A 26,649-nucleotide genomic window follows, 5' to 3' on the forward strand; every position below is an offset into this window, starting at 1 on the left:
CGGCTCCCCGGCCCCGCGGGGCCTAGCTTGGGCCCGCATGAGCGTCCTTGCCGAGCATCACCGGGCCGACGGGACTCCCGGGCGGCGCCGCCTGGTACGGGGCGCCCTCACCGCGGCCGTGGCCCTGGGTGCGGGCCTGGCGGCCGGCGGCGGCTCCACCGGCGCCGTCTCCCGTACGGGCCTGCACGGTCCGCGGCCCGGCACGCCCGAGGCGGCGCTGCGCGAGCTGTCGGCCGGCAACGCCCGCTGGCGGACCTTCCACGAGCGGCATCCCGACGCCACGCGGACCGTACGGCAGGCGCTGGTCGGGGGACAGCACCCGTTCGCCGTCATCCTCGGCTGCGTGGACTCCCGCGTCCCGCCGGAGCTGGTCTTCGACCAGGGGCTCGGCGATCTGATGACCGTACGGTCGGCCGGTGAGGTGCTGGACGACGCGGTGCTCGGAAGCATCGCGTTCGGGGTCGTCGAGCTGGCCATTCCGCTGGTGGTGGTCCTCGGGCACCAGTCCTGCGGGGCGGTGACCGCCGCGGTCCGCGCCGCGGAGGGGCTGGAGCAGCTGCCCGGCCACCTGCGCTACCTGGCGGAGCAGATCCGTCCGGCCGTCGACCGTTCGCTCGGCAGGGACGCCCGCGTCGACGCCGCGGTCACCCAGAACGTCCGGCTGGTCCGCTCCCGGCTGGCGGCGGAACCCGATCTCGCCGCCCGGATCGCCACCGGGAAGCTGGCCGTGGTCGGAGCACGGTACGAACTCACCAGCCAGCGCGTGCACCGGATCCGCTGAGCGGATCTCCAGGTCCGCATGTGCGGGCATCTTGTTTGTTTTGCCAGGCATCTGCCAAGTGATTTACGCAGGTGACCTTGCAGATGCATCATGGGGAGAGCCACCGCCCGGGCGGCAACGCTCCGACTCCTGCTCACGAGGCGAGGTAGGGACCCATGGATGTACGCAGCTGGGACGGCAGCGCCGGCGAGGCCGGCCCCGGCACGATCGCCGCCGGCCCCGCGCACTTCCGGCGGCCCGACCCCCGCATCGCCCGGTTCATCGCCGACGCGCTCGAAGGGGCCCGCACCGTGGTCAACATCGGCGCCGGGGCCGGATCGTACGAGTCCGCGGCCACCGCCGTGACCCCCGTCGAACCGTCCCGGTCGATGCGGGACCGGCGCTCGGCGGCCCTGCCCCGGGCGGTGGACGCCGTCGCGGAGGACCTGCCGTTCGAGGACGGGGAGTTCGACGCCGCGATGACCCTGTTCAGCGTGCACCAGTGGAACGACGTGGAGGCGGGCCTGCGCGAGATGCGCCGGGTGACCCGAGGCCCGGCGGTCGTGCTGACCTGCGATCCCGGCCGGGTGCGGGACTTCTGGCTGTACGCGTACGCGCCCGAGGTCCTCGACATCGAGGCCCGCCGGCACCCGCCGCTGGAGAAGATGGCCGCGGCCCTCGGCGGCGCCGGCACGGTGCGGACCGTACCGATCCCGCTGGACTGCACCGACGGGTTCAACGAGGCCTACTACGGGCGCCCCGAAATGCTGCTCGACCCCGCGGCCCGGCAGGCCTGCTCCGCCTGGAGCTTCGTCGACGACGGCGTGCGCGAGCGGTTCACCACCCGGCTGCGCGAGGACCTGGACTCCGGGGCGTGGGACGAGCGCTTCGGCCACCTGCGCAGCCGGCCGTTCTACGAGGGGTCGCTCGTCATCGTGCGCGCGATACCCGAGCACCTGACAGAGGAGCACCACGATGGAGGTACCTGACCGCATGGACGAACAACTGCGCGTCCTGGGTCTGGTCGAGGCGCAGCGCAAGGCCGAGGCCCTGTTCGCCGAGATCGGGGCGCGGGGGCTGGTGGCGCCCGGCGCGGCCGAGCGGGAGGTGAGCGACCGGATCCGGGACCTCGCCAACGAGATGTTCGGGACCACGAAGCACTGGCACAAGAGGATCGTCCGCTCCGGCCCGAACACCCTGTTCCCGTACAAGGAGAACCCGCCGGACCGGGTCATCGGCGAGGACGACATCGCGTTCGCCGACTTCGGCCCGATCTTCGAGGAGTACGAGGCGGACTTCGGCCGCACCTTCGTCTTCGGGGACGACCCCGTCAAGCACCGGCTGCGCGGCGACCTGGCCACGGTGTTCGACGCCGGCCGCGCCGCCTTCCGCGCCGACCCGCACATCACCGGCAAGCAGTTGTACGCGCAGGTGGAACGGCTGGCCGCCGAGGCGGGCTGGACGCTGGGCGGGTGGCACGCCGGGCACCTCGTGGGGGAGTTCCCGCACGAGACGATCGACGGTGCCCGGGAGGAGTCGTACATCACGCCGGACAACGACACCCCGCTGCGCCGGACCGACCGGGCCGGCTGGCGCTGCCACTGGATCCTGGAGATCCACCTGGTCGACGAACCGCACGGTTTCGGAGGATTCCACGAGCAGTTGCTGGACCTCGCCTGAGGCCTCGCCGGGGGCCTCGCCGGGGGGCCGGCCGGCTCACGCCGGGCCGGTTTCCTCCGGGTCGGCTTCCTCCGGGCCCGGCAGCGGCTGCTCCGACCAGATGACCTTGCCCTCCGGCGTGTACCGCGCGCCCCAGCGCCGGCTGAGCTGCGCCACCAGGAAGAGCCCGCGGCCCCCCTCGTCCGTGGTCTTGGCGTAGTGCAGCCGCGGCGAGCTGCTGCTGCCGTCGAAGACCTCGCAGGTCAGCACCCGGTCGTGGAGGAGCCGTACGCGCACCGGCGCGGAGCCGTGCCGGATCGCGTTCGTGATGAGCTCGCTCAGCACCAGCTCGGTACCGAAGGTGAGCTCCGCCAGGCCCCACTCCTCCAGCTTCTCCATGGCGAGGGCCCGCATGGTCGCGACCGCGCTCGGCTCGAACGGAACCTCCCACTCGGCGATGCGGTCGGCCGGCAGCGCCGACGTCCGGGCGACCAGCAGGGCCACGTCGTCGCGCGGGCGCACCGGCAGCAGCTCCGCCAGGACCTCCCGGCAGGTGTCCTGCGGGCTGCGGTCCGCGTGCGCCAGGGCCGAGCGGAGCAGTACGAGCCCCTCGTCGATGTCGCGGGCGCGGTCCTCGATCAGCCCGTCGGTGTAGAGCACCAGCTGGGTGCCCTCGCTCAGGTCCAGCTCGGCCGACTCGAACGGGAACCCGCCGAGTCCCAGCGGGGCGCCCGCGGGCAGCTCCGGGATCTCCACCGTGCCGTCCGGGCGGACGACGGCCGGCGGCATGTGACCCGCCCGCGCCACCGTGCAGCGCTGGGTCACCGCGTCGTACACGGCGTACAGGCAGGTCGCGCCGATCAGGCCGCCCTCGGCGCCGTCGCCGCCCGCCACGCTCTGGTCGATGTACTGGACGAGGTCGTCGAGGCGGGCGAGCAGCTCGTCGGGAGGCAGGTCCAGGGACGAGAAGTTCAGTACGGCCGTACGCAGCCGGCCCATGGCCGCGGCGGCGTGCAGACCGTGTCCCACGACGTCCCCCACGACGAGGGCCACGCGGGCACCCGGGAGCGGGATCACGTCGAACCAGTCGCCGCCCACCCCCGACTGCGCGGGCAGGTAGTAGTGCGCGACCTCCACCGCGCTCTGCTCGGGCAGATCGCGCGGCAGCAGGCTGCGCTGGAGGGTCACGGCCAGGGCGTGCTCGCGCGTGTAGCGGCGCGCGTTGTCGATGCTGACCCCGGCGCGGGCGACGAGCTCCTCCGCCAGTGTCAGGTCCTCCTCGTCGAAGGGCTCCTTCTCCGAGCGCCAGAAGTTGACCAGGCCGAGGACTACGCCGCGGGCCTTGAGCGGCGCGGTGATCAGGGAGTGGACGCCGAACTCGACGATGGCCCGGGCCCGGGGCGGGTCCTGGGCGTGCCATCCCGGCGCGTCGGCCAGGTCGCCCACCATCTCGGCGCGCCCGCTGTTGAGCCCGCGCGCCTGCGGAGTGGAGGACACGAAGTCGATCAGCCGGCCGCGCGGGTAGAGCGGGACGTCGTCCCGGATGCCGCTGACCCCGGTGCGGCGCAGGTCGGCCTTGACGGCGGTGGGCTCGTCGCCGAGGAGTACCTGTTCCGCCAGGTCGACGGTGACGTAGTCCGCGAAGCGCGGTACGGCGACGTCCGCGAGCTCCTGGGCCGTCTGCTCCACGTCCAGGGTGGTGCCGACGCCGACCCCCGCGTCGTACAGCAGCCGGAGCCGTTTGCGGGCCGCTTCGGCGCGGGTGCTGAGCACCTGCATCTCGGTGGAGTCGCGGATGGTGACGGCCGTGCCCTCGGGCCGGCCGCGGGGGCGGGTGGCGCGCTGGTTGACGACGAGCAGCCGGTCCCCGGCCTCGTGCACCTCGTCGGTGGTCTCCCGGCCGGACAGCAGGAGGTCGGCCATCTGCGGGTCGAGCCCCGACAGCTCCCGGATGTGCTGGCCCTCGGCGTCGGGCGGGAGCCTGAGAAGACGTTTCGCCTCGTCGTTTGCGAGGAGGAGCCGGCCGCCGCCGTCGGTGATCAGCACCCCCTCGCGCACGGAGTGCAGCACCGCGTCGTGGTGTTCGTACATGCGCGTCATCTCGGCCGGCCCGAGCCCGCGGGTCTGGCGGCGCAGACGCCGGCTGATCAGCGCCGCGCCGGCGGTGGCGAGGGCGAGGCCGGCCGCGCTGGTGCCGAGGATGAGGGGCAGCTGCCGCTGGAACACACCGGTGACGTTCTTCACCGTGAGGCCCGCCGACACCAGTCCCACGACCGGTCCGCCGTCCTTGTAGGGGTCGGCGAACACGGGGACCACGGCCTGGATCTCCTGGCCGAGGGGCCCCTTCACGCTTTCGGTGTACACCTGGCCCGCCAGTGAAGGCGCGATGGTGCCCACGAACTGTTTGCCGATCCGGTCGGGGAGCGGATGGGTGTAGCGGATCCCCTGGTCGTTCATCACGACGATGAAGTCCACTCCGGCATCCTTGCGCGTCACCTCGGTGAGCGGCTGGAGGATCTTGGAGGGATCGGGGGAGAGGAGCGCCTGGCGCAGTCCGAGCGAGTGGGCGAAGGTCTGGGCGACGGCCACCGAGCGTGTCCGGGCCTCCCGGTCCACGTCGTGCCGGGACTGGAGTACGAGGGCCAGTACCGCTCCGGCGGCGAGCAGCACCACGACCGCCACCTGAAGGACGAATACCTGTCGGGCGACGCTGCGCGGGCGCTTCGTGATCAGTGACCGCACCGACGTCCCCGGCACGGGTTGCAAGGATGGGTCACGAACCATTTGTAGCACTGTCGGTGGTCTGCGGCCGGGAGAGCCGCGACCCGCCGCGTCCGGGCGCGCCATCAGCCCGTCCGGCCCTCCCGCCAGGCCCTGAGGACGGCGTCCACGTCGAACTCGGTGAGGCGCAGGGGCGGGCCGGGCGGTGGACGGCGCAGGGCCGCGCGGATCTTCTCGTTGATCTCGGTGAGGACGGCCCGCGCCCGGCGCTCCGAGGGGGCCGCGTGGACCGCCTCCAGGGCGTCCTCGGCCTCCTTGCGCAGGGCGAGCGCGGGCGGCAGGGCGGCGAATCCCTCGCGGTGCATCTTGTCCCTGATCCACCACAGCTCGTCGTACGGAGTGTCGATCGAGGCCAGGGGCTTGCCGTAGCCCGGGAGCCGCTCGAACTCGCCGCGCTCGGCGGCCTCCCGTATCTGCCGGTCCACCCACGACTCGAAGTCGACGCCCGGAGGCTTGCGGTCGGTCACGACTGCTCCTCTCGTCCGTCCGTTCAGCCTATCGCCGGGGCGGGCGGCGCCGGCGGCAAATTTATCTTGACGTCAAGATTGATGTCCGGCAGGCTGCCTCGAAGTATCTCGATGTCGAGATATTTCGGCGGGGGACGGGGAGGACCGGGAATGATCTGGCGGCGCGGGGCGGGGAAGCACGGCGACGGCGGGAGCGCAGGGGGCGGGCTGCTGGCCGGGTTGCGGCGTCCGCCCGGCGGGCGCGACGCCCGCATCATGCTCTTCGCCCAACTGCTCGACCGCACCGGGACCGGGGTGTGGGGCGCGTCCTGCGTCCTCTTCTTCACCTTCGTCGCCGGCCTCGACGGCCGACAGCTGGGCCTGCTGCTGGGTGCGGCCGGTGTGGCGGGCATCGCCGGTTCGCCGCTGGCCGGCCACCTGGCCGCCCGCTTCCCCGCCCGTACGCTGCTGATCGGCTGCCACCTGCTGCGCCTCGCCGCGACCGGTGCACTGCTCGTGTTCACCCGGTTCGACGTGCTGCTGCTCGTGGTCGCCGTCACCTCGCTCGGCGACCGGGCGGCCAAGATGCTGGAGATGCTCTTCGCCACGCGGGCGGCGGGCGAGCAGCGCGGCACCTACCAGGCGCTGTCGCGCAGCGTGGCGAACGCCGGGTACGCGCTCGGCGCGGGACTGGCCGCCATCGGCCTGGCCGTGGGCACGCGCGAGGCGTACCAGGCGCTGATCCTGGGCAACGCGCTGTCGTTCGTGCTGGCCGCGGCGCTGGTCTGGCGCACCGCGGAGCAGCCGCACGAGCACGGGAGCGGGGAGCGGGAGGCGGTCGCGCAGGCCGCGCAGGCCGCGCAGGCCGCGCAGCCCGCGGAGGCGGGGGGCGCGGGGGAACCGGGCCGGCCCGCCGTCGCGAATCCGTGGCGGGACCGCGGTTACCTCCGGTTCGTCCTGCTGGACGTCCCGCTCTGCCTGGACGACTCGATCCTGGGCGTCGGGCTGCCGCTGTGGCTGATCGAGCACACCGACGCGCCGCACGCCGTGGTGCCGGCCTTCCTCATCATCAACACCGTGCTCGTCGTGGTCCTTCAGCTGACCGTGTCCGCGAGGGTCGGACGGCCGCGCCAAGCCGCCGGGGCGGCCCGGCTGTACGGGCTGACGCTGCTCGGCTGCTGCGTGCTCCTGGCCCTCACCCCCGAACGCGGGGCCTGGGCCGCCTCGATCACCCTGCTGGCCGCCGCCGTGCTGGTCACGGCCGCGGAGCTGCTGCGCTCGGTGAGCTCCTGGGAGCTGGCCGTCTCCCTCGCACCCCGGGAGGCGAGGGCCTCGTACCTGGGGGTGGCGGGCATGTCCCAGTCCATCCAGAAGTCGGCCGGACCGATGCTGCTGACCGGCGCGGTGATGGTGGCCGGGCCGGCGGGCTGGCTGGTGCTCGGGGCGGCCGTGGCGGGCGTGTCCGTCGCCCAACGCCATTTCGCGCTGCGCCGGTTGGACGCGCTGCGCTGCGCGGAGGCCGCGGGCACCGCGCCGGCCGCATCCCGCGCCGCGACGGGGAGCGGCACGGCGCCGGTCTCCTGACCCCCGGCGTTCCCGCTCAGCCCTTCCCCGCCCAGATTCCCCGCTCGACGGGACAAGTTCCCCTATCTCTCGGGAACGGCAGAAATCTAGCCTCGCTACTGCCTGTCCGCGACTGGGATCACTGGCTTCGAGGGGGAAGTGTGGCTGTTCGGGAGGTCGGTGTTCTGGCGATCGGTGCCGGGCCGGCGAATTTGGCGCTCGCAGTGGCCATAGAGGAGTCGGGTTCGGCCGAATTGGCGGACGGAACCCTCTTGTTGGAGCAGAGTCCGGACGTCAAATGGCAGCGCGATCTGCTGATGCCCTGGGCGCGCAGCCAGGTGTCCTTCCTCAAGGACCTGGTCACGTTGCGGAATCCGTCGAGCAGGTTCACGTTCCTCAACTTCCTGCACGAGCAGGGCCGCTTGGACGAGTTCGTGAACCTGGGCACCTTCCACCCCTTCCGGTGGGAGTTCTCGGACTACCTGCAGTGGGTCGCGAAGTCCCTGGAGCGGGTGGAGATCCGCTACGGCGCGCGGGCGGCGCAGGTCGACCCGGTGTGCGGGGCGGACGGCTCGGTGTCCGGGTGGAGCGTGGTGCTGACCGACGGGGACGAGATCCGCTGCCGGGACCTGGTGGTCGGGGGCGGCCGCGACCCGCGCGTCCCGGAAGTGTTCTCCGCCCTTCCGGACGACCGTCTGATTCACAGCGGGCAGTACCGGACGCGGATCGCGGGCATTGCGCGGGACGAGCCGGTGCGCGCGGTGGTGGTCGGCGGGGCGCAGAGCGCGGCCGAGATGTTCTACGCGCTGCACGAGAACCTCCCGCAGAGCCGGGTGACGATGCTGGTGCGGTCGATCGGGCTCCAGACCTACCAGACCAGCAAATTCGTCAACGAGTTGTTCTTCCCGTCCTTCGTGGACGAGTTCTACGACAGTCCGGCGGAAGTCAGGGCCGGACTGCTGGACGAAATGCGCTTCACGAATTACGCGGGCCTGGCGCCGCCGTTCCTCGACGAGCTGTACACGATGCTCTACCGGCAGAAGGCGCTCGGACCCCGGCGGTCCGAGGTGCGGGCCATGACCGAGGTGGTCGGTGCCCGGATCGAGGACGGGGAAGTGGTCCTGGACCTGCGGGACCGCCTCAGCGGCAAGACCGAGCCGCTGCGCTGCGACCTCGTCCTGCTGGGCACCGGCTACGACCCCCGCAAGCCCGCGCTCGTACGGGCGCTGGCGGCCCGGGTCGGGATCGACGAGGTCGAGGTCAGCCGGGCCCACCGGGTCGAGCTCGGCGAATCGGCCTGGGGCGCGGTCTACCTCCAGGGCGTCAACGAGGAGACCCACGGCATCGCCGACTCCCTCATCAGCGTCCTCGCCCACCGCTCCCAAGACATCCTCACCGACCTGCTGGCCCGCCGCGCCGGCGGCACCGAACCCAGGAGCGCCTGATGGAGCGGACACTGGTCATCGCCCCCGGCCCGACCGCGAACGGCGATCTGCACCTCGGCCACCTGGCCGGCCCGTTCCTCGCCGCCGACGTCTGCGCGCGGTACGCCCGCGCCGCCGGACACGACGTGCTGTTCGGCACGGGCGTGCACTTCACGCAGAACTACATCGTCACCACCGCCCGCAGGCTGGGCGTGCCGCCGGAGGACCTGCGCGTCCGCTCGGCCGGGCAGGTGGAGGAAACATTGACGGCCATGGGCATCGTCCCCGACGGGTTCGTCCGCTTCGGCGACCGGTACGTCAAGGCCGTCCGGAGCTTCTTCGAGCGCCTGCACGGCAGCGGCAAACTCCGGCTGCAGGGGCTCAAGTTCCCCTACTCGCCGCGCACCGGCGAGTTCCTCACCGACGCGTACGTGCGCGGCGGCTGCCCGGTCTGCCTCGCCGACGGGTGCGCCGGGCTCTGTGAGAACTGCGGCCACTGGATCGCGTCGGGGGACCTGATCGAACCGCGCTCCACCCTGCACCCGCAGGACCCGGTCGAACTGCGCGAGCAGCAGGTGCTGGTGCTCCCGCTCGAAGACCACCGCGAGGCGCTCGTCGCCTACTTCGCGCGGCAGAGCGCGACGATGCGCCCGCGCCTGGCACAGATGATCGAGGAGATCCTCGCCCGGCCGCTGCCGGACTATCCCGTGACCCTCCCCATCGCCTGGGGCATCCCCGCCCCCTTCCCCGAGGTCGCCGGGCAGGTGATCTACGCGGACGCCGAGACCATCGCGTGGAGCATGCACTGCACCGCCCTCGCCGCCGAGCGGCGAGGTGAAGTGCCGGCCGGCGAGGACGAGCTGTGGTTCGCCGAGACCGGCAACAAGGTGGTGTACTTCTTCGGCTCCGACGCCGGCTTCGCGTTCGCGGTCGTCGGCGCGGCCATGCTGGAGGCGCTGGGCGGCTACGTCCTGCCCGAGCACTTCGTCACCAACGAGTTCTACGAGCTCGACCACGACAAGTTCTCCACCAGCCGCGGCCATGTCGTATCGGGACGGGAACTGGCCGGTGAAGTGCCCCGGGACCTCATCCGCTACTACCTCGCCGCGACCAGCCCGGACTTCCAGCGCACCAACTTCACCCGCCAGGCCCTGGCCCGGGTGACCGGCGAACGGCTCGTGCAGCCGTGGAACCGCGTCGCCGACAAGATCGACCGCTGGGCCGGCCGGGGCCCGCTGCCGGTGACCGAGCGGTCGCGGGAAGCCGCAGCCCGCCTCCTGGAGCGTTTCGCCGCCGCCTACGACGTCCGCCGGTTCAACCTGACCGCGGCCGCCTTCACCCTGACCGAGCAACTGGCCCGGTTGGACCGGTGGGAGCCGGGACCGGCCGACGCCGGGGACTTCGCCCACGAGGTCGACCTGTTCCTGCGCTGCGCCGCGCCGCTCCTGATCGACCTGGCCGAGGCCGCGCTCCCGGAGCGCGCCGTCCCCGCCGCGCCGCACGCCACGGAGTTCACCCCCGTACGGCTGCCGCGCCTGGCGGAGCAGGCGCGGTGAGCGCGGCCACGGTCCTGGTCGTGGGAGCCGGGGTCACCGGGCTGCTGACCGCGGTGCGGTGCGCGCTGGCCGGCCACCGCGTGACCGTACTGGACAGGGGGCCGATCCCCAACCCGCGGTCCAGCTCGTACGACCAGCACCGGGTCGTCCGCACCTTCAGCCCGGACGACCCGGACGCCACCCGGCGGATGACCACGGCCCACCGCCGCTGGCGGGACCTGGAAACCCTGCTCGGAGCCCGCTTGCTCCGTCCGGTCGGGGTCGTCACCGCCTGGCCGCGCCAACGCCTCCCCGCGCTGGCCGCGGCGGCCGCCGGGGCGGGGGTCTGCGTACGGACGGTGGAACCGCGGGCGTTTCCGCACCTGGAGTTCCCGCCGGATTCGGCCGGCGCACTGGAGGCGGACGCCGGGGTGCTGCTCGCGCAGCGGGCCCTGGAGGCCGCGGCCCGGTGGCTCGGCGGGCATCCGGCGGTGACCTTGCGCCCGTACGGCGCGGTGACCGAGGTGGACGCGGACTCCGGCAAGGTGCAGCTGTCGGGCGGGCAGTGGCTGGGCGCCGACCTCGTCCTGGTCGCGGCCGGGCCGTGGAGCCGGGACCTCGTCGGGCAGGAGCCGGTCGTACTGCACCGCCAGACCATGGTCTACCTGCACCCGCCGCCGGAGACCGCGGGGTGGTGGGAGCGGGCGCCGGCGGCCGGGAACCTCGGTCCGGACGGCCGGGGCTGGGCGGTTCCGCCCGGGGACGGCACGCTCTTGAAGATCAGCTCCGACGCGGTCTGCCGCGCGGTGGACACCACCGCCGACGGCGACGCCGAGGACCAGGCGTCCTGGGCCGACCTGCTGGCCTCGGCGGCGCCGCTGACCGGGTTGCACCGCTACACCGTGGCCGCCGTGAAGACCTGCCACTACGCGGCCGACGCGCGGACCGGCGGCCCGCGGCTCACCCGCGTGGGACCCGCCGTCTGGGCGCGGGCGGCGTGCGGCGGCTCCGGATTCGCTTCGGCTCCGCTCGTCGCGGACCACATCGTCGACGTCTTGAGGGATTTCAGGGAAGGGGCGGTATGACGGACGAAGCACCGGTCCGGGTGTTCGATGCGCTGAAGGCGACTCCTACACCGGTCCGCTATCTGCTCGGCGGCGTGCTGGTCAACCAACTCGGCGCGTTCGTCCAGACGTTCCTCGTGCTGTACCTGACCTTCCGCGGCGCGTCGGTCAGCGCGGCCGGCCTGGCGCTCGTCGCGTACAGCATCGGTTCGATCTTCGGAACGATGCTGGGCGCCGAGATCACCCACCGGTTCGGCCCGCGGGCCACGATCATGACGGCCATGGCGGCCTCGGCCCCGCTGGTGGGCTCGATCTCCTGGCTGAGCGGGCCGGGGACGCTGTGGCCGCTGCTGGTCGTGGTCGGGCTCGCCGGGCTGTTCACCCAGGCGTACCGCCCGGCGGCCGCCGTACTGCTCAGCGATCTGATGCCGGAGCGGTACCAGGTGATGGCGTTCTCGATGATGCGGATCGCGCTGAACATCGGCGCCGCCGTCGCCCCGCTGATCGCCGCGGTCGTCATCCTGATCGACTGGGACCTGTTGTTCTGGATCGACGGCGGGACCGCGCTGGTCTACGCGCTGCTGGCCTTCGCCCTGCTCCCCAGGCAGGCCCCGCGGGCGAAGGCGTCGGCGGAGGCCGAAGCCGCCGCGCCGGCGCCGGCCGCGGCCGACGGCCGTTCCGCGTACGCCGTGATGCTCGGCGACCGGAAGTACCTGCTCTACCTGGGCGCGATCCTGCTCGGCTCGCTCACCTACGCACAGGGCCACATCGCCCTGCCGCTGGAACTCGCCGAGGACGACTACCCGACCAGCTTCTACAGCACCGTGCTCACGGTGTCCTCGGTCGTGCTGATCACCTGCGAACTCAAGATCACGGCCTACCTCAGCAGGCTGCCCAAGCACGTCCGGGTGATCAGCGGCCACTTGGTGGAGGCCCTCGGCCTCGCCGTCTACGGGCTGTCCTCGCGGTCCGGGGCGTTCACCATCGCAGGCGCAGTCCTGGTGGTCTGCGGGATCATGATCGCCGCCCCGAGCATGTTCGCCCACCCGGCTACCTTCCCCGCGTCGGTCAAGGCCCGCTACATCGGCGCCGGCCAGGCCGTCGGCGGGGCGGCCTCGGCCCTCGCGCCGCTGTTCGGCGTCTTCCTGTGGACCCGGCTCGGCGGCGGGTTCTGGCTGCTGTGCGGGATCGTGACCGCCGTTGCCGGACTCCTCGCCCTGGCGGGTGTGCGACAGCCGCCCGAACCACCCCCGGCCAAGGGCGCGGACCCGCGGACCGAGGACGAACCCGAGGTCGTCGGAGGGGCCTCATGAGCGCGCGGCGGCCACAGGCGGGGCCGGACACCGGGCCGGTGCTGATCGTGGGGTTCGTCGGCGTCACGCTCGCCGCGATCGGGGAGTTCCAGGCGGACGACTCGGTCGTCTACATCGAGGAGCCCGACGTCGTGCGCAAGCGGCACGTGCACGAGCAGCTCGACGGGGTGGCGTTCGTCCGCGGCCTGATCGAGTGGGAGTACCACCTGGCGGGCAAGGCCGACGAGTTCCACAACGCCCACCCCGATCTCGCTCCCGTCGCGGTCGTCCCCGCGATCGAATACGCGACCCCGTTCGCCGCGCGCCTGGCGGAGCGCTACGGGCTGCCGGGCGCCGGTCTCGGGGCCGCGCAGATCCTGCGCGACAAGGCGCTGCTGCGACAGGTCAGCGCGGCGGCGGGGATCGCCAATCCGGCGAGCGTCCGGGTGAACGGCCCGGCCGAGGTACGGGAGTTCCTGCGAGGCCAGGACGGGCCCGTCGTGCTCAAACCCGCCAACCGGCAGGCCGCCGTGGGCACCCGGGTGATCCACGACCCGGCCGAGGTCGAGCGGGCCTGGGCCGACTGCCTCGTCCAGGACGAGGGGATCTTCGTGCCGGACCGGCCCATGGAGCTGTCCATGCTCGCCGAACGCTACGTCGACGGGCCGGAGTTCAGCGTGGAGATGCTGGTGCGCGCCGGCCGCCCGCTGTTCGCCAACGTCACCGGAAAACAGCTCTTCCCCGGACCCCACCCGGTGGAGATGGCGCACATCGTGCCGGCCGACATCCCGGAGGGGCTCGCGCGGACGCTCGAAGCGCAGACGGCCCGCGTGGTGGCGGCCGTCGGCTTCCGCGACGGGATCGTGCACTGCGAGTGGATCGTCTCGGACGGTGTCCCGTACCTCGTGGAATGCGCGGGCCGGCTCGCCGGCGGCGGCATCGTCGACACGATCGAGCTCGCCTACCCGGTCGAGCTCATGCGCAGCTACTACGCGGTGCTGAAGGGCGAGGAACCGCCCGCCGAACTGCCCCGGCGGGCCAAGGGCGGAGCGGCCGTACGGTTCCTGGCCGCGGGACCCGGCCGGGTCGCGGCCGTGCACGGGGTCGAGGAGGCCCGCCGGGCCGACGGGGTGTTCCTGGTGGCGGTCACCGCCGAGCCGGGGGACCGGTTCGCGGGGCTGCGCCACTCCTGGGACCGCGCGGGGATCGTCATGGCCACCGCGGACAGCTCGGCCGAGGCGCTGCGGCGGGCCGAGGCCGCCGCGGCCACAGTCCGGATCGACATCGAGGAGGAAGCGTGACGGTACGGGAGGTCGGTGTACTGGCCATCGGCGCGGGTCCGGCGAATCTGGCGCTCGCGGTGGCCATAGAGGAGTCGGGTTCGGCCGAATTGGCGGACGGAACCCTCTTGTTGGAGCAGAGTCCGGACGTCAAGTGGCAGCGGGACCTGCTGATGCCCTGGGCGCGCAGCCAGGTGTCCTTCCTGAAGGACCTGGTGACGCTGCGCAATCCGTCCAGCAGGTTCACGTTCCTCAACTTCCTCCACGAGCAGGGGCGGTTGGACGAGTTCGTGAACCTGGGCACCTTCCACCCGTACCGGTGGGAGTTCTCCGACTACCTCCAGTGGGTCGCCACCTCGCTGAAGCGGGTGCGGATCCAGTACGGGGCCCGGGCCGCGCGGGTGGACCCCGTACTGGCCGCCGACGGCTCGGTGTCCGGGTGGAGCGTGGTGCTGACCGACGGGGACGAGATCCGCTGCCGGGACCTGGTGGTCGGCGGCGGCCGCGACCCGCGCGTCCCGGAGGTCTTCGCCGGCCTGCCGGCCGACCGGCTGATCCACAGCGCCCAGTACCGGACCCGGATCGGGGAGATCCCCAAGGACGAACCGGTGCGGGCGGTGGTGGTCGGCGGGGCGCAGAGCGCGGCCGAGATGTTCTACGCGCTGCACGAGAACCTCCCGCAGAGCCGGGTGACGATGCTGGTGCGGTCGATCGGGCTGCAGAACTACCAGACGAGCAAGTTCGTGAACGAGCTGTTCTTCCCGTCCTTCGTGGACGAGTTCTACGACAGCCCCGCGGAGGTCCGGGCCCAGGTCCTCGACGAGATGCGGCTGACGAACTACGCGGGCCTGGCGCCGCCGTTCCTCGACGAGCTGTACACGATGCTCTACCGGCAGAAGGCGCTCGGACCCCGGCGGTCCGAGGTCCGGGCCATGACCGAGGTGATCGGCGCCCGGATCGAGGACGGGGACGTCGTACTCGACCTGCGGGACCGCCTCAGCGGCAAGACCGAGCCGCTGCGCTGCGACCTCGTCCTCCTCGGCACCGGCTACGACCCCCGCAAACCGGCACTCGTACGGGAGCTGGCGGCCCGGGTCGGGATCGACGAGGTCGAGGTCAGCCGGGCCCACCGGGTCGAACTCGGCGAATCGGCCCGGGGGGCCGTCTACCTCCAGGGCGTCAACGAGGAGACCCACGGCATCGCCGACTCCCTCATCAGCGTCCTCGCGAACCGCTCGCACGACATCCTCACCGACCTGCTCGCCCGGCGCGCCCGGGAGAGCACCCGATGACCGCCGACCGGGGAACCCTGCTGGTCATCGGCAGCGGGCTCAAGGTGTACCGCGAGTACCTCGTCGCCCCGATCCGCCGCCGCGCCCTCGCGGCCGGCCTCGACATGGTGCTGATCAACAACCTCCACCCCACCTGGCAGCAGGCGTACTTCGACGAGATCGTCGTCGCCAACGTCTTCGACTCCGAGGCGATGGGCGCGGCGGCCCGCGAGGTGGCCGCGCGCCGCCGCGTCGTCGGCCTGATGTGCTGGGACGAGCCGCTGGTCCTGGACGCAGGTCTGCTCGCCGCCGAGTTCGCAGTGCCGGGGCTGTCCGTGCCCGGCGTACGCGGCTGCCGCGACAAGGAACTCACCCGCGCCGCGCTCACCGCGGCCGGCCTGTACCAGCCGGCGTTCGAGCTCACCACCACCGTCGAGCGGGCCCGGGCGGCGGCCGGGCGGATCGGCTACCCGGTCGTGATCAAGCCGCGGGCGATGGGCGCCAGCATCGGCGTCGTGTTCGCGGCCGACGAGGCCGAGCTGGACTCGGCGTTCCGGATCGCGCTGGCCGCGAGCGAGGTCGACCCCGGTCCCTACCGGGCGAGCGCCCTCGTCGAGGGGTACGCGCCCGGACCGGAGGTCAGTATCGACGGCGCGGTCCACAAGGGCGAGTACCTCCCGCTGTTCGTCGCCCGCAAACACAGCAGCGACCAGCCGTACTTCGAGGAGGTCGGACATCTCGTCGACGCCGCCGACCCGCTGCTCGCGGAACCCGAACTGATGCGCACCCTGGCCCGGGCGCACCGGGTGCTCGGCATCGAGGACGGCATCACCCACAGCGAGGTGCGGCTGACCGACCGGGGCCCGCTGATCATCGAGATCAACGGCCGGCTCGGCGGGGACCTGATCCCCTTCCTCGGCCGGGCCGCCACCGGGATCGAGCCCGGCGAGGTGCTGTTCGACGTGGCCACCGGGCAGCGGCCGGACACCCGCCCCACCCGGCGGGCCGTCGCCGGCATCCGCTTCGGCTACCCGGAGCAGGACTGCCTGCTGCGCTCGGTCACCGTGCCGGCCCAGGCGCCCGGCCTGGTCGCCGCGGCGCCGATGGCCGAGCCCGGCACCACCCTGCGGCTGCCCCCGGGCGGCTACCTGGCCCGCCACTCCTTCGTGGTGTGCGAGGCCGAGGACACCCGGACCTGCCTGGAACGGCTCGACGCGGCGGCCGCGCTCGTCGAGCTGGACGCGGAGCCGATCGGGCCGCCGGATCCGGCCGCGCCGTTCGCGATGCCGGCCGGGCTGCTCGACGTGGACGAATGACCCGCACTCACCACCACTTGAGGGGGAACGCATGAGCACGACCCGGAATCCGGGCACCGCGACGCCCATGACCGCGGGCGAGATCCTGGAGCGGGCCAAGGCACTGGCCCCGCGGCTGCGGGAGCGGTCGGCGGAGATCGAAGAGGCCCGGCAACTCCCGCCGGACGTCGTGGACATGCTGCGCGACACCGGAGTGTTCCGGATGTGCTTCGGGCCCGAATGGGGCGGTCCCGAGCTGACGTCGGTGCAGCAGGCCGAGGTCGTGGAGACCCTGGCCCACGGGGACGCCTCGGCCGGCTGGTGCGCGGCGATCGGCGCGATGACCGGGGCGATCAGCAACTTCCTGGACCCCGCCGTGGTCAAGGAGGTGTTCCCGCGCCTGGACATGGTCACCGCCGGGCTGATCGCGCCTGCCGGACGCGCCGAGCGGGTGCCCGGCGGGTTCCGGCTGACCGGCCGGTGGTCGTTCGGGAGCGGGATCACCCACGCCGACTGGGTGACGTCGGGCGCGTTCATCTACCAGGACGGCAAGCCCTGGGCGAGCCCGGACGGCAGCAACGCGCACGCCTCGCGCCAGTTCCTGGTGCCGGCCCACGAGGTCGAGGTCGTGGGCAACTGGGACACCACCGGCCTGTGCGGCAGCGGGAGCAGCGACTACACGATCACCGACGTGTTCGTGCCCGAGGAGCACACGTACACCTTCTACAAGGTGCGCGGCCGGACCGACACCCCGATCGCCCAGCCCGACTCGTTCATGCGCAGTCTGTGCGCGGTGCCGCTCGGGGTGGCCAGGGCCGCCCTGGACCACGCCCGGGAGACCGCGCTCACCCGGGTGGACAAGATGACCGGCACGGTGTGGGCGGACACCTTCCGCGTGCAGGTCACCCTCGCCGAGTGCGAGGCGGAGTTCAACGCCGCCCGCAGCGGCGTCCACAGCAGTTCGCAGCGGCACTGGGACGTACTGGCGGGTGGCGGCACCCTGGACGACCTCACCGCCACCGAGCGGGCCGCGTCCTCGCTCGCCTGGGTGCACGCCTTCCGCAGCTCGCGGGCGATCGTGAACCGCCTCTACGACCTGCTCCAGGCCTGGTCGATCAACCGGTCCTCGCCGATGGACCGCTGGATGCGCGACACCGCGACCATGTGCCAGCACGTCGCCGCCTCGGATCTGATCCTCGAATCCGGCGGCGCCTACCTGCTGGGCCGGCCGCCCAAGTTCCGGATGAGCCTCGGCATCGTCAAGTAGATCCAAACGGAGGGCGATCACATGACCATGACCCGGAACCCGGGGGCCGAGGTGCCCGGCACCGCGGCGCAGCTCCTCGCCCGCGCGAAGGAGCTGGCGCCGCTGCTGCGGGAGCACTCGGCGCGGATCGAGGAGGCGCGGCGGCTGCCGGCGGACGTGGTGGACCTGCTGCGCGACGCCGGGGTGTTCCGGATGGCCTTCGGCCGCGAGCTGGGCGGCCCGGCCCTGACGACGATGGAGCAGACGGAGGTCGTCGAGACCCTGGCGCACGGGGACGCCTCGGCGGCCTGGTGCGCGGTGATGGGCGCGAGTTCGGGCATCTTCAGCGCCTTCCTCGACGAGAGGGTGGCCAAGGAGGTCTTCCCGACCCCGGACACGATCATGGCGGGGCTGCTGCAGCCGACGGGCCGCGCCGAGCGGGTGCCCGGCGGGTTCCGGCTCTCCGGCCGCTGGTCGTTCGGCAGCGGCATCACCCACTGCGACTGGGTGACCTCGGGTGCGTTCGTCTACGAGGACGGCGAACCGTACGCGAGCCCGGACGGCAGCAACCCGCACGAGTCGAAGCAGTTCCTGGTGCCCCGGAACCAGGTGGAGGTCATCGACAACTGGCACACCATGGGGATGCGCGGCACCGGCAGCTGCGACTACACGATGGACGGCGTCTTCGTGCCGGAGGAGCACACGTACAGCTTCGGGAAGGTACGGGGCCGGCCCGGCCCGCTCGCCCAGCCGGACGCGTTCACGCGCAGCATGTGCGGGGTGGCGCTCGGGGTGGCCCGGGCCGCCCTGGACCACGCGCGGGAGATCGCCCGGACCCGGGTCGACCGGATGACCGGGGTGGCGTGGAAGGACCACTTCCGCACCCAGGTCACGCTCGCCGAGTGCGAGGCGGACTTCCTCGCCACCCGCAACGGGGTGTACGGGAGCCAGCGGCGCCAGTGGGACGTGCTGGCCGCCGGGGGCACCCTGGACGACCTCACCCCCGAGGAGCGCGCCGCGTCGCCGCTCGCCTGGGTGCACGCCTTCCGCACGTCGCGGTCGATCGTCAGCCGGCTCTTCGACCTCCTCCAGACCTGGTCGATCCACCAGTCCTCGCCGATGGACCGCTGGATGCGCGACACCATCACGATGTGCCAGCACGCCACCGCGCAGGACCGCATTCTCCAGTCGGCCGGCGCCTACCTGCTCGGCTCGAAGCCCGAATTCGGCATCTGCCTCGGCATCGTCAAGTAAGGGGAGAAGAAACCGATGGGCAGAGGTCTCGTGTTATTGGTCAATCCCAACAAGGTCCACCCGCCGATCGCACCCTACGCGCTCGACGTGCTCACGACCTCGTTGGAGGCCGCCGACTTCGACGTCGAAGTGGTCGACCTGACGTTTCACCGGGAGGACTGGAAGTCGTACCTCTGCGAGTACTTCGCGGCGCGCAGCCCCTTGCTCGTGGGCGTCACCATACGCAACACGGACACGGTCTACGCCTTCGAGCAGCGCCCCTTCATCGGGGAGCACAAGGAGATCATCACCGAGATCAGGCGGCTGACGGACGCGCCGATCGTCGGCGGCGGCATCGGCTTCTCCTCGATGCCGTTCGCGCTCGTCGACTACTTCGGGATCGATTTCGGCGTCAAGGGCCCCGGCGAACAGATCATCTGCGATCTCGCCGACGCACTGGTCACGGGCCGCGACACGGCCACCGTGGCCGGGCTGCTGCGCAACACGGGGGAGGGGGTCACCCGGGTACCGCCGCCCTCGCTGATGCCGGCGCCCCGGCACGCCGCGCCGCCGCAGGCCGGCGGACAGTTCGAGGACCGGGTGTGGCAGGTGGACCGGGCCGGGACCTACCGGCGCCGCTCCGGCTCGCCGCACAAGGTGGACAACCTGCTGTACTACCAGCGCGGCGGGCTGGCCGGGATCCTCACCAAGAACGGCTGCACGTACCGCTGTTCGCACTGCGTGGAGCCGGACGCGAAGGGCACCCGGTTCGGCCGGCGCGACATCGCCGCCGTGGTCGACGAGATGCAGTCGCTCGCCGCCCAGGGGATCCTCGACCAGCACACCACCGACAGCGAGTTCAACCTCTCCGTCAACCACGCGAAGAACCTGCTGCGCGAGATCGTCCGGCGCAAGCACGCCGACCCCGGCAATCCGCTGAACGCACTGCGGCTGTGGGTCTACTGCCAGCCCTCGCCGTTCGACGAGGAGTTCGCCGCCCTGCTCGCGGCCGCGGGCTGCCGCGGGGTCAACGTCGGCTCCGACCACGTGCGCCAGGACATGCTGCGCGGCTGGAAGGTCACGGAGAAGGGCACCACGTACTACTCCTTCGCCGACACCGAGAACCTGGTCCGGCTGTGTCACGCCCACGGCATGATGACGATGGTCGAGGCACTGTTCGGCATGCCGGGCGAGACGCCGCAGACCATGCGCGAATGCGTCGAGGCGTTCATGGCACTGGACGCGACCGTCACCGGGTTCTCCCTGGGGCTGCGCCTGTTCCCGTACACCCCGCTCGGCATCGCGATCGCCGAACAGTGCGACGGGGTGCGGACGGTGCCCGGACTCCAGTCGAACACCGCCACGGAGCCGATCGTGCTGAAGCCGCTCGCCCGGTGCTCGGGCCCGGTGGAGTACGAGCGGCAGTTCATGTTCGACGCGTCGGGAAACTTCCGCCTGGTCTGCTACTTCTCGCCGGACCTCCTGGAGGACGCCGAAACGGTCAACGACCCCTCGGGCCTGCGGCGCCGGTCCGTGGAACTGCTCTGGGAGCTCGTGGACCCCTCCGACCACCACAGGGTCATGCTGCCGACGCTGGCCGGCATGAGCGAGCACGACAACAACTACGCGGACAATCCGTTCCTTACCAGTCTCAGCGGACTCGGATACACAGGAGCGTTCTGGGCGCATTGGCGGGACCGGGAAGCAATTCTCCGCCAGGCACAAGAGGTAGGAATGGCAGAGTCCCTGGAAAGCTGACGTGGCCGGATGTGAATGTCGATGCCGACATAGTTATCGCGCCATACGGATATCCCCCCGACCGTTGCGGTAAGACTGGCCCGTGCACCATTCTGGTAACGGCCGGTCGGCCCTGAGCCACCGTAAAAGATCGAGTCGGGGGGAAGGCAGAAATGCATCAGACAACAGACATCAAGGGGCTGCTCTGGCCACTCTCGTCACAGGGTGAGGCGCGAAGGGAGTTCGGCGGGCGGCGGCCCGACGGCGACCTCGCCCTCGTCGCCAGACCCCTGGAAACCGTCACCGTCACCGTCGTGCTCGCCGACGCGCAGCCGGCGATCCGCCACGGGGTGCGCTCCGTGCTGGAGCGGTCCGCGGGGATATCCGTCGTCGGCGAGGCCGCCACCGCGGACGAGGTGATGGCGGAAACCTCCCGCTGCCGGCCCGATGTCCTCGTGGTCGACCCGCTCATGGACGAGCGCGCCGGGATGCGGGTGATATCCGAGGTGCTGAGGTTATGGCCCGAAACGGGCATCCTCGTCTTCAGCTCGGTCGACGACGACCGGGTGATCACCGCGGCCCTCCAGGCCGGCGCTCGCGGCTACCTGTTCAAATTCGCCGACGCGGACCAGATCCTGCGCGGCATCCAGGCCGTAGCCGCCGGAGAGGGAATCGTCGACAAGTCGATCGCCAACCGGCTCGGGGCGCTGATGGGCACCGCGCTCACAGGGCCGTACGGCTACCCGTTCCCCCAGCTGACCAACCGGGAGCGGGATGTCCTGGAGCGCATCGCCGCGGGCAAGTCGAATGCCGCCATCGCCCGTGAACTCGTGCTCGCCTCCAAGACCATCAGCAACCGCGTCTCCGCGATATTCGGAAAACTCGGCGTGGCCGATCGGTCCCAGGCGATCGTGCTCGCCCGGGACGCGGGTCTGGGGCAGGGCTGATACGGCAGATTCCCTTTCGACCCGGGAACAATTCCCCTGTTGAAAGGGAATCGCCTGCTCCTAGCCTGGTCGGCGTCGCCCTCCACCGGAAATCGGAATTCAATGAATTCCGGCACACCGGCACACCGGCAAACGAAGACGTCGATCGGAGCGGAAACTTGACCGACCAGGAACGACCCGACGTGGACATCCGCACGGCCGAGCCGGAACACCTGCTCCGGGAACACGGCCTGGACCTCAAACTCCTGCACCCGTGGCCGGGGCTGCAATCCCCGTTCCGCGGCGCCTGGTGCGTCCTGCGCCCCGGAGACGTGTCCGAGGCGCACGCCCACCACGAACGCGAGATGTTCATCGCCATGGCCGGTCGCGCCGAGGTGGTGTGCGACGGCCGCCGCCGCCGGCTCGCCGCCGGGGACATCGCGCTGATGAAGGGCGGCATCGAGCACCACATCGTCAACGACCACGACGAGGACTTCTCCTATTACGCGATCTGGTGGGGCCGGAGCATGTCGGCCGAGTTCCTCGCGGCCACGGACGATGCCACGTGATCGACTACGACGGCCGCAGGTTCCGCAAGCCGCAGGGCGACGTGCGCACCGTCGCCGTCTACCACCAGCAGGGGGACCTGGTCTGGGGAGAGGTCCTCGGCGGCGAGGTGCGACGCGGCTGGACGGTGGGCACCTGCACCCCCGACGGCACCCTCTCCATGGGCTACACCCTCGTGTTCGCGAGCGGCGAGGTGGTCTGCGGACGCACCGTCAACACCCCCGAGCTCGCCGAGGACGGCCGCCTGCGGCTGCGCGAGGTCTGGGAGCGCTACGGCCCGCACGCGGCGACCGGGATCTCCTACATCGAGGAGGTGCGGTGAACGGCGCCTCCGAAGCGGACTGGCAGCGGCTGGAGAAGGCGGTGGCGGGCCGCGTCCTGCGCCCGGGCGACGCCGGCTTCCGCGCGTCGAGCGTGCCGTTCAACACCCGCTTCGCCTCGGTCATCCCGCACGGCGTGCTGTCCGTCGCGAACGAGGACGACGTACGGCACGCCCTGGCCTGGGCCCGTGACACGGGCGTCGCCCTCGTCGCCCGCAGCGGCGGCCACAGCTACGCCGGCCACTGCGTCACCACCGGCCTCGTCCTCGACCTCGGCGCACTGAACGCCGTGTGCGCCGACGGCTCCACCGGGCTCGTCACGGCCGCCGGCGGGGCCCGCATGGCTGACGTCCGCGCCGCGGTCCAGCCCCACGAGATGGCGTTCGCGCTGGGCAACGGAGCCTCCGTCGGCATCGCCGGGCTCACGCTCGGCGGCGGCTCCTCCGCCACCTCGCGCAAGCTGGGACTCACCGCGGACGCCCTCGTGCGGACCACCCTCATGACCGCCGACGGACAGGTGCTGACCTGCGACGCCCAGCAGAACCCGGACCTGTACTGGGCCTGCCGCGGCGGCGGGGGCGGGAACTTCGGCGTCAACCTCTCCTTCACCTTCCGGGCCGCCGCGGTGCCGGACGTGTCCACCTGCCTGCTGCTGTGGGAGGCGGCCGACGCCCCGGACGTCTTCGCCGCGGTGCAGGAAGCCGCGGAGCGGGCACCGGACGAGTTCTCCGTCCGCCTCGGGGTCGCCGCCGCCCGCGGCGCCGAGCCCGTCGTATCCGCCGTCGGACTGCACCTCGGGCCCGCGGGCGAGCTGCGGGAGCTGCTCGCCCCCGTCCTCGCGGCGGCCCGGCCCGTACGCGAGGACATCGCGGACCGCACGTTCTGGGAGGCGCAGGACTACCTGCTGCACGAGACCTCCGCCGGGGCCTTCGCCGTACGGACCAACTTCGCCCCCGGGCCGCTCCCGCCCGAGGCCGTGGCCGCCGTCCTCGCCCGGCTCGCCCGTTGGCCGGGCAGCGACAACCCGGACGGCTGCGGACTGGCCCTCTACAGCTGGGGCGGCGCGATCAACCGGGTGGCGCCGGCGGACACCGCGTTCGTCCACCGGGACGCGCGGTTCCTCGTCAGCATGGACACCTCCTGGGCCGGGCACGACGGCCCGGCCACCGTGGCGGCGAACCTGCGCTGGCTGGCGGAACTGGGGGAGACCGTCGCACCGTACGTGGGCCGGGGCGCCTACCAGAACTTCATCGATCCCGACCTGGCGGACTGGCGCGCCGCGTACTACGGCGCCAACTATCCCCGGCTCGTCGAGATCAAGAAGCGGGTGGACCCGGATGGCTTCTTCACCTTCGGGCAGTCCATCGGATCATGAGCGCACGGCGTCCGCCGTGTTTTCTCCCCCCGCCTGGGTAGGCGGCCGACATGAGCGAGGAGACCCGCACGCTGTACCTGGGCGGTGGGACGGACAGGACCCCGGGGGCCGTCACCCGCTGCCGGGACTTCACCCGGCGCGCGCTCGCCGACTGGCAGTGGACCACGGAGCCGGCCGGCGGCGGCGTCGGGGCTGACGGACCCGAAGGGCCCGAAGGACCAGACGGGGAACAGCCGTACGAACGGGACCGGCAGGAGGCCGCCGAGGACGTCCTCCTGCTGGTTTCCGAGCTCGTCGGCAACGCCTGCCTGCACGCGGGCGGCCCCCGGGACCTGGTGCTGCGCCGCGGCCCCGAACGGCTGCGGATCGAGGTGGGCGACGGGAGCCCCGAGCACCCCCGTCGCCTGTGGACCGCGGGAGCCGGCCTTCCGGGCGGCCACGGCCTGCTCATTCTGGAACGGCTCGCCCGGAGCTGGGGTTGCGAGCCCTACGCCGACGGACGGACCGGCAAGACGGTGTGGGCGGAAGTGCCGCTGCCGCTCACGATCGCGCGGGCAACTCCGGCGGATCCTCCAGGAGGCTCGCCCGCAGGGCGGTCAGCGTCCGGTTGAGCAGCCGGGAGACGTGCATCTGCGACAGCCCCAGCCGCTCGCCGATCTCGGACTGGGTCAGCCCGTCGCCGAAGCGCAGCGAGAGCAGGGTGCGCTCGCGCTCGGGCAACTCGGCCAGGAGCGGCTTGAGCGACTCCAGGCATTCGATCGTGTCGTACGCCGTCTCCTCCGCGCCGAGCGAGGGCCGGTCGGCGTACGTGTTGTGGTCGCCGTCCTCCTGCGCCGGTGCGTCCAGGGAGCGCGCCGAGTACGCGTGCGCCGCCTTCTGCCCCTCCACGAGCTCCTCGGGCGTGACGTGCAGCCGCTCCGCCAGCTCGGCGTCCGTCGGTTCGCGGCCCAGGTCCTGCTCCAGCGCGTCGTGCGCCTTCGCGCAGTCGATCCTCAGCTCCTGCAGCCGCCGGGGCACCTTCACGGCCCAGCTGGTGTCGCGGAAGAACCGCTTGATCTCGCCGACGATGGTCGGCATCGCGAAGGTCGTGAACTCCACCCCGCGCTGCGGGTCGAACCGGTTGATCGCCTTGATCAGGCCGATCGTCCCGACCTGGACGATGTCCTCCATCGGCTCGCTCCGGCCGCGGAACCGGCGGGCGGCGTACTTCACCAGGCTGAGGTTGAGCTCGACGAGCGTGTTGCGCACGTACGAGTACGCCGCGGTGCCCTCGTCGAGGCTGCGCAGCCGGTGGAACAAGGCCCCCGACAGCGTCCGGGCCTCGCCTGTGCTCACGCTCAGCGTGTCCTGCGGAATGCTTTCGGTGACCTCGGTGTACGGCATCTCGGCTCCTCCGACGGGTGGTCGCGCCGCGAGCCGTGCGGCACGGCCGTCTCGTGAGCTGTCCTGGGTAGATATACCCCCTCCTGGCGGGCTGAAGCCGCTCGTATGGAGAAGCCCAGCTCAGAGCCCTGCTTCCGGGGACCGCAGCGACTGGCGGACCGCCCAGACGACCGAGACCAGCGGTACGGCCACCACCGCGCCCAGCACGCCCGCGGCCACGGCGCCCGCGACCACCGACAGCGCCACGACCACCGGGTGCAGCCGTACCGCCCAGCTCATCAGCATCGGGTGCAGCACGTGCCCCTCGATCTGCCCGATGATCACGATCAGGGCGACCACGAGCGCGGCGACCAGCGGCCCCTTGGCCGCCAGCGCGACGACCACGGCCACCGCGAGGGCGACCGGGGAGCCGATCAGCGGGACGAACGCGGCGAAGAACTCCAGCAGCGCGAGCGGCACCGCCAGCGGGACGCCCAGGGCGAACAGCGCCACCCCGACCAGGACGGCATTGGTCGCCGCGACCAGCACGATCCCGTGGGTGTACCCGGTGAACGTCCGCCACGCGGCCCACCCGGCGACCGCAATGCGCTGCTGCGCCCCTTTCGGGAACTGGGAGCACAGCCAGCGCCACTGCCGGTCACCGGAATAGATGAAGAACACCGAGCAGAACAGTGACAGGGCCACCACCGTGAGGGCCTCCACCAGGCGCCCCGCGCCGCTCACGGCCGTACTGAGCAGGCTCGCGCGATGACTGGAGAGGTACTCGCCGATCCGGTCCCGCAGATCGGTCAGCGCGTGCGGGCTCAGCCGCAGCGGCGGCCGCTCCAGCAAGGGCTCCAGCCGGTCCAGTCCCATCCGGAACTCGGCCACCAGCGAGTCCCACTCCGCGGCGATGGTCTCCCCGACGAAGGCGAGCGCGCCCAGCGCGAGCACGATGCTGCCGAGGAGCGAGCAGGCCACGGCGAGGGAGCGCGGGATCCAGCGGGCCAGGAGATCGGCCACCGGGCGCAGCAGCGCGGTACCGACCAGACCGAGGAAGACGGCCACGGCGAGCTCGTGGAACCGTCCCAGCACCATGAACACCGTGTACACGACCGCCCCGACCACCAGCAGCCGCCAGCAGTACGCCGCGGCCGTCCGCAGCAGCGGCGACACGGACGCGTACGGCCGCTCCACCGGCCTGCCGCCCGGACGCCGGCCCAGCGCCCGGGCACGCCGGACGGCCACCCGGGAGCGCGGGGCGCCCGTGCGCGCCCCGTCCGGGCGGGACTCCGGCCGGCCTGCGGATCGCCTGGTCATGTACCGCCTCTGCCGATGGCCCGATGGGTGCATTCCCCTGTGAACTGCCACGCTGGAAGCGGCGCCCCACGCGCCCGGAGCCAGATTCGCCCGAAGGAACCGCCGAATGCCCGCGCCCGAAGCGGGACCCCCGCCCCCGCATGGGGCGGCCACGGCCGGGAATACGCAGGGCCCGCGGAACGGCGGAAGGACC

The 26,649-nt window shown here is 72.2% G+C and carries 23 protein-coding genes; 19 read left to right on the plus strand and 4 right to left on the minus strand.

Annotated elements, in window-relative coordinates:
- Positions 1–37: 37 nt before the first annotated feature.
- From AB0M92_RS22770 to AB0M92_RS22780, 3 genes are all read left to right on the plus strand, one after another.
- The gene (locus AB0M92_RS22770) at positions 38–781 is read left to right on the plus strand and encodes a carbonic anhydrase (RefSeq protein WP_366104100.1); all 744 of its coding nucleotides are present in this window, start codon (positions 38–40) and stop codon (positions 779–781) included.
- A gap of 155 nt (positions 782–936) precedes the next feature.
- Positions 937–1,749, plus strand: coding sequence for a class I SAM-dependent methyltransferase (locus AB0M92_RS22775; RefSeq protein ID WP_366104101.1), 813 nt, complete (start codon positions 937–939; stop codon positions 1,747–1,749).
- Complete coding sequence (locus tag AB0M92_RS22780; RefSeq protein ID WP_366104102.1) at positions 1,736–2,440, plus strand: M24 family metallopeptidase; 705 nt, start codon at positions 1,736–1,738, stop codon at positions 2,438–2,440. Before AB0M92_RS22775 ends, AB0M92_RS22780 begins: the two co-directional genes overlap by 14 nt.
- 36 nt (positions 2,441–2,476) lie before the next feature.
- Here the strand turns inward: AB0M92_RS22780 and AB0M92_RS22785 are convergent, their stop codons facing one another.
- Together AB0M92_RS22785 and AB0M92_RS22790 are read right to left on the minus strand one after the other, a co-directional pair.
- A complete protein-coding gene (locus AB0M92_RS22785; RefSeq protein WP_366104103.1) occupies positions 2,477–5,203 on the minus strand; it encodes a SpoIIE family protein phosphatase in 2,727 nt (908 codons plus the stop codon).
- Between the two features lie 62 nt (positions 5,204–5,265).
- On the minus strand, positions 5,266–5,667 hold the full coding sequence (locus tag AB0M92_RS22790) for a DUF1992 domain-containing protein (RefSeq protein ID WP_366104104.1): 402 nt from the start codon (positions 5,665–5,667) through the stop codon (positions 5,266–5,268).
- 150 nt (positions 5,668–5,817) lie between these two features.
- Between AB0M92_RS22790 and AB0M92_RS22795 the strand changes: the two genes are divergently transcribed.
- The 16 genes from AB0M92_RS22795 to AB0M92_RS22870 all read left to right on the plus strand — a co-directional run bounded on the left by AB0M92_RS22795 (position 5,818) and on the right by AB0M92_RS22870 (position 24,385).
- Positions 5,818–7,230 carry an MFS transporter gene (locus tag AB0M92_RS22795; protein ID WP_366104105.1) on the plus strand — a complete coding sequence of 471 codons (1,413 nt, stop codon included), beginning with the start codon at positions 5,818–5,820 and terminating at the stop codon, positions 7,228–7,230.
- 140 nt (positions 7,231–7,370) lie between these two features.
- Entirely contained in the window at positions 7,371–8,654 is a 1,284-nt protein-coding gene (locus tag AB0M92_RS22800; RefSeq protein WP_366104106.1) for a SidA/IucD/PvdA family monooxygenase, read from the plus strand.
- The gene (locus AB0M92_RS22805) at positions 8,654–10,189 is read left to right on the plus strand and encodes a class I tRNA ligase family protein (RefSeq protein ID WP_366104107.1); all 1,536 of its coding nucleotides are present in this window, start codon (positions 8,654–8,656) and stop codon (positions 10,187–10,189) included. The genes AB0M92_RS22800 and AB0M92_RS22805 overlap by 1 nt, the downstream gene beginning before the upstream one ends.
- Positions 10,186–11,253, plus strand: coding sequence for an FAD-binding oxidoreductase (locus AB0M92_RS22810; protein ID WP_366104108.1), 1,068 nt, complete (start codon positions 10,186–10,188; stop codon positions 11,251–11,253). The genes AB0M92_RS22805 and AB0M92_RS22810 overlap by 4 nt, the downstream gene beginning before the upstream one ends.
- The gene (locus tag AB0M92_RS22815) at positions 11,250–12,545 is read left to right on the plus strand and encodes an MFS transporter (RefSeq protein WP_366104109.1); all 1,296 of its coding nucleotides are present in this window, start codon (positions 11,250–11,252) and stop codon (positions 12,543–12,545) included. Before AB0M92_RS22810 ends, AB0M92_RS22815 begins: the two co-directional genes overlap by 4 nt.
- Complete coding sequence (locus tag AB0M92_RS22820; protein WP_366104110.1) at positions 12,542–13,825, plus strand: ATP-grasp domain-containing protein; 1,284 nt, start codon at positions 12,542–12,544, stop codon at positions 13,823–13,825. Before AB0M92_RS22815 ends, AB0M92_RS22820 begins: the two co-directional genes overlap by 4 nt.
- Positions 13,822–15,096, plus strand: coding sequence for a SidA/IucD/PvdA family monooxygenase (locus tag AB0M92_RS22825; protein WP_366104111.1), 1,275 nt, complete (start codon positions 13,822–13,824; stop codon positions 15,094–15,096). The genes AB0M92_RS22820 and AB0M92_RS22825 overlap by 4 nt, the downstream gene beginning before the upstream one ends.
- A complete protein-coding gene (locus AB0M92_RS22830) occupies positions 15,093–16,391 on the plus strand; it encodes an ATP-grasp domain-containing protein (protein ID WP_366104112.1) in 1,299 nt (432 codons plus the stop codon). Before AB0M92_RS22825 ends, AB0M92_RS22830 begins: the two co-directional genes overlap by 4 nt.
- A gap of 31 nt (positions 16,392–16,422) precedes the next feature.
- On the plus strand, positions 16,423–17,637 hold the full coding sequence (locus tag AB0M92_RS22835) for an acyl-CoA dehydrogenase family protein (RefSeq protein ID WP_366104113.1): 1,215 nt from the start codon (positions 16,423–16,425) through the stop codon (positions 17,635–17,637).
- Between the two features lie 21 nt (positions 17,638–17,658).
- On the plus strand, positions 17,659–18,870 hold the full coding sequence (locus AB0M92_RS22840) for an acyl-CoA dehydrogenase family protein (protein ID WP_366104114.1): 1,212 nt from the start codon (positions 17,659–17,661) through the stop codon (positions 18,868–18,870).
- 15 nt (positions 18,871–18,885) lie between these two features.
- Positions 18,886–20,607: a tryptophan 2-C-methyltransferase gene (gene tsrT / locus AB0M92_RS22845; RefSeq protein WP_366104115.1), complete on the plus strand. Its 1,722-nt coding sequence runs from the start codon at positions 18,886–18,888 to the stop codon at positions 20,605–20,607.
- A gap of 152 nt (positions 20,608–20,759) precedes the next feature.
- On the plus strand, positions 20,760–21,533 hold the full coding sequence (locus tag AB0M92_RS22850; protein ID WP_366104116.1) for a response regulator transcription factor: 774 nt from the start codon (positions 20,760–20,762) through the stop codon (positions 21,531–21,533).
- A gap of 158 nt (positions 21,534–21,691) precedes the next feature.
- Positions 21,692–22,081: a cupin domain-containing protein gene (locus AB0M92_RS22855; protein WP_366104117.1), complete on the plus strand. Its 390-nt coding sequence runs from the start codon at positions 21,692–21,694 to the stop codon at positions 22,079–22,081.
- On the plus strand, positions 22,078–22,401 hold the full coding sequence (locus AB0M92_RS22860) for a hypothetical protein (RefSeq protein WP_366104118.1): 324 nt from the start codon (positions 22,078–22,080) through the stop codon (positions 22,399–22,401). Before AB0M92_RS22855 ends, AB0M92_RS22860 begins: the two co-directional genes overlap by 4 nt.
- Positions 22,398–23,774 (plus strand): FAD-binding oxidoreductase, encoded by a 1,377-nt coding sequence (locus tag AB0M92_RS22865; protein ID WP_366104119.1) that lies wholly within the window; start codon positions 22,398–22,400, stop codon positions 23,772–23,774. The genes AB0M92_RS22860 and AB0M92_RS22865 overlap by 4 nt, the downstream gene beginning before the upstream one ends.
- A gap of 50 nt (positions 23,775–23,824) precedes the next feature.
- Positions 23,825–24,385 carry an ATP-binding protein gene (locus AB0M92_RS22870; RefSeq protein WP_366104120.1) on the plus strand — a complete coding sequence of 187 codons (561 nt, stop codon included), beginning with the start codon at positions 23,825–23,827 and terminating at the stop codon, positions 24,383–24,385.
- Here the strand turns inward: AB0M92_RS22870 and AB0M92_RS22875 are convergent.
- Positions 24,315–25,157 (minus strand): RNA polymerase sigma factor SigF, encoded by an 843-nt coding sequence (locus AB0M92_RS22875; protein WP_366104121.1) that lies wholly within the window; start codon positions 25,155–25,157, stop codon positions 24,315–24,317. The genes AB0M92_RS22870 and AB0M92_RS22875 overlap by 71 nt on opposite strands.
- A gap of 120 nt (positions 25,158–25,277) precedes the next feature.
- Positions 25,278–26,456, minus strand: coding sequence for an AI-2E family transporter (locus tag AB0M92_RS22880; RefSeq protein WP_366104122.1), 1,179 nt, complete (start codon positions 26,454–26,456; stop codon positions 25,278–25,280).
- Between the last annotated feature and the right edge of the window lie 193 nt (positions 26,457–26,649).

Origin of the sequence: Streptomyces sp. NPDC051582 (genome assembly GCF_040681715.1) — a bacterium.
Classification (GTDB): Bacteria; Actinomycetota; Actinomycetes; order Streptomycetales; family Streptomycetaceae; genus Streptomyces.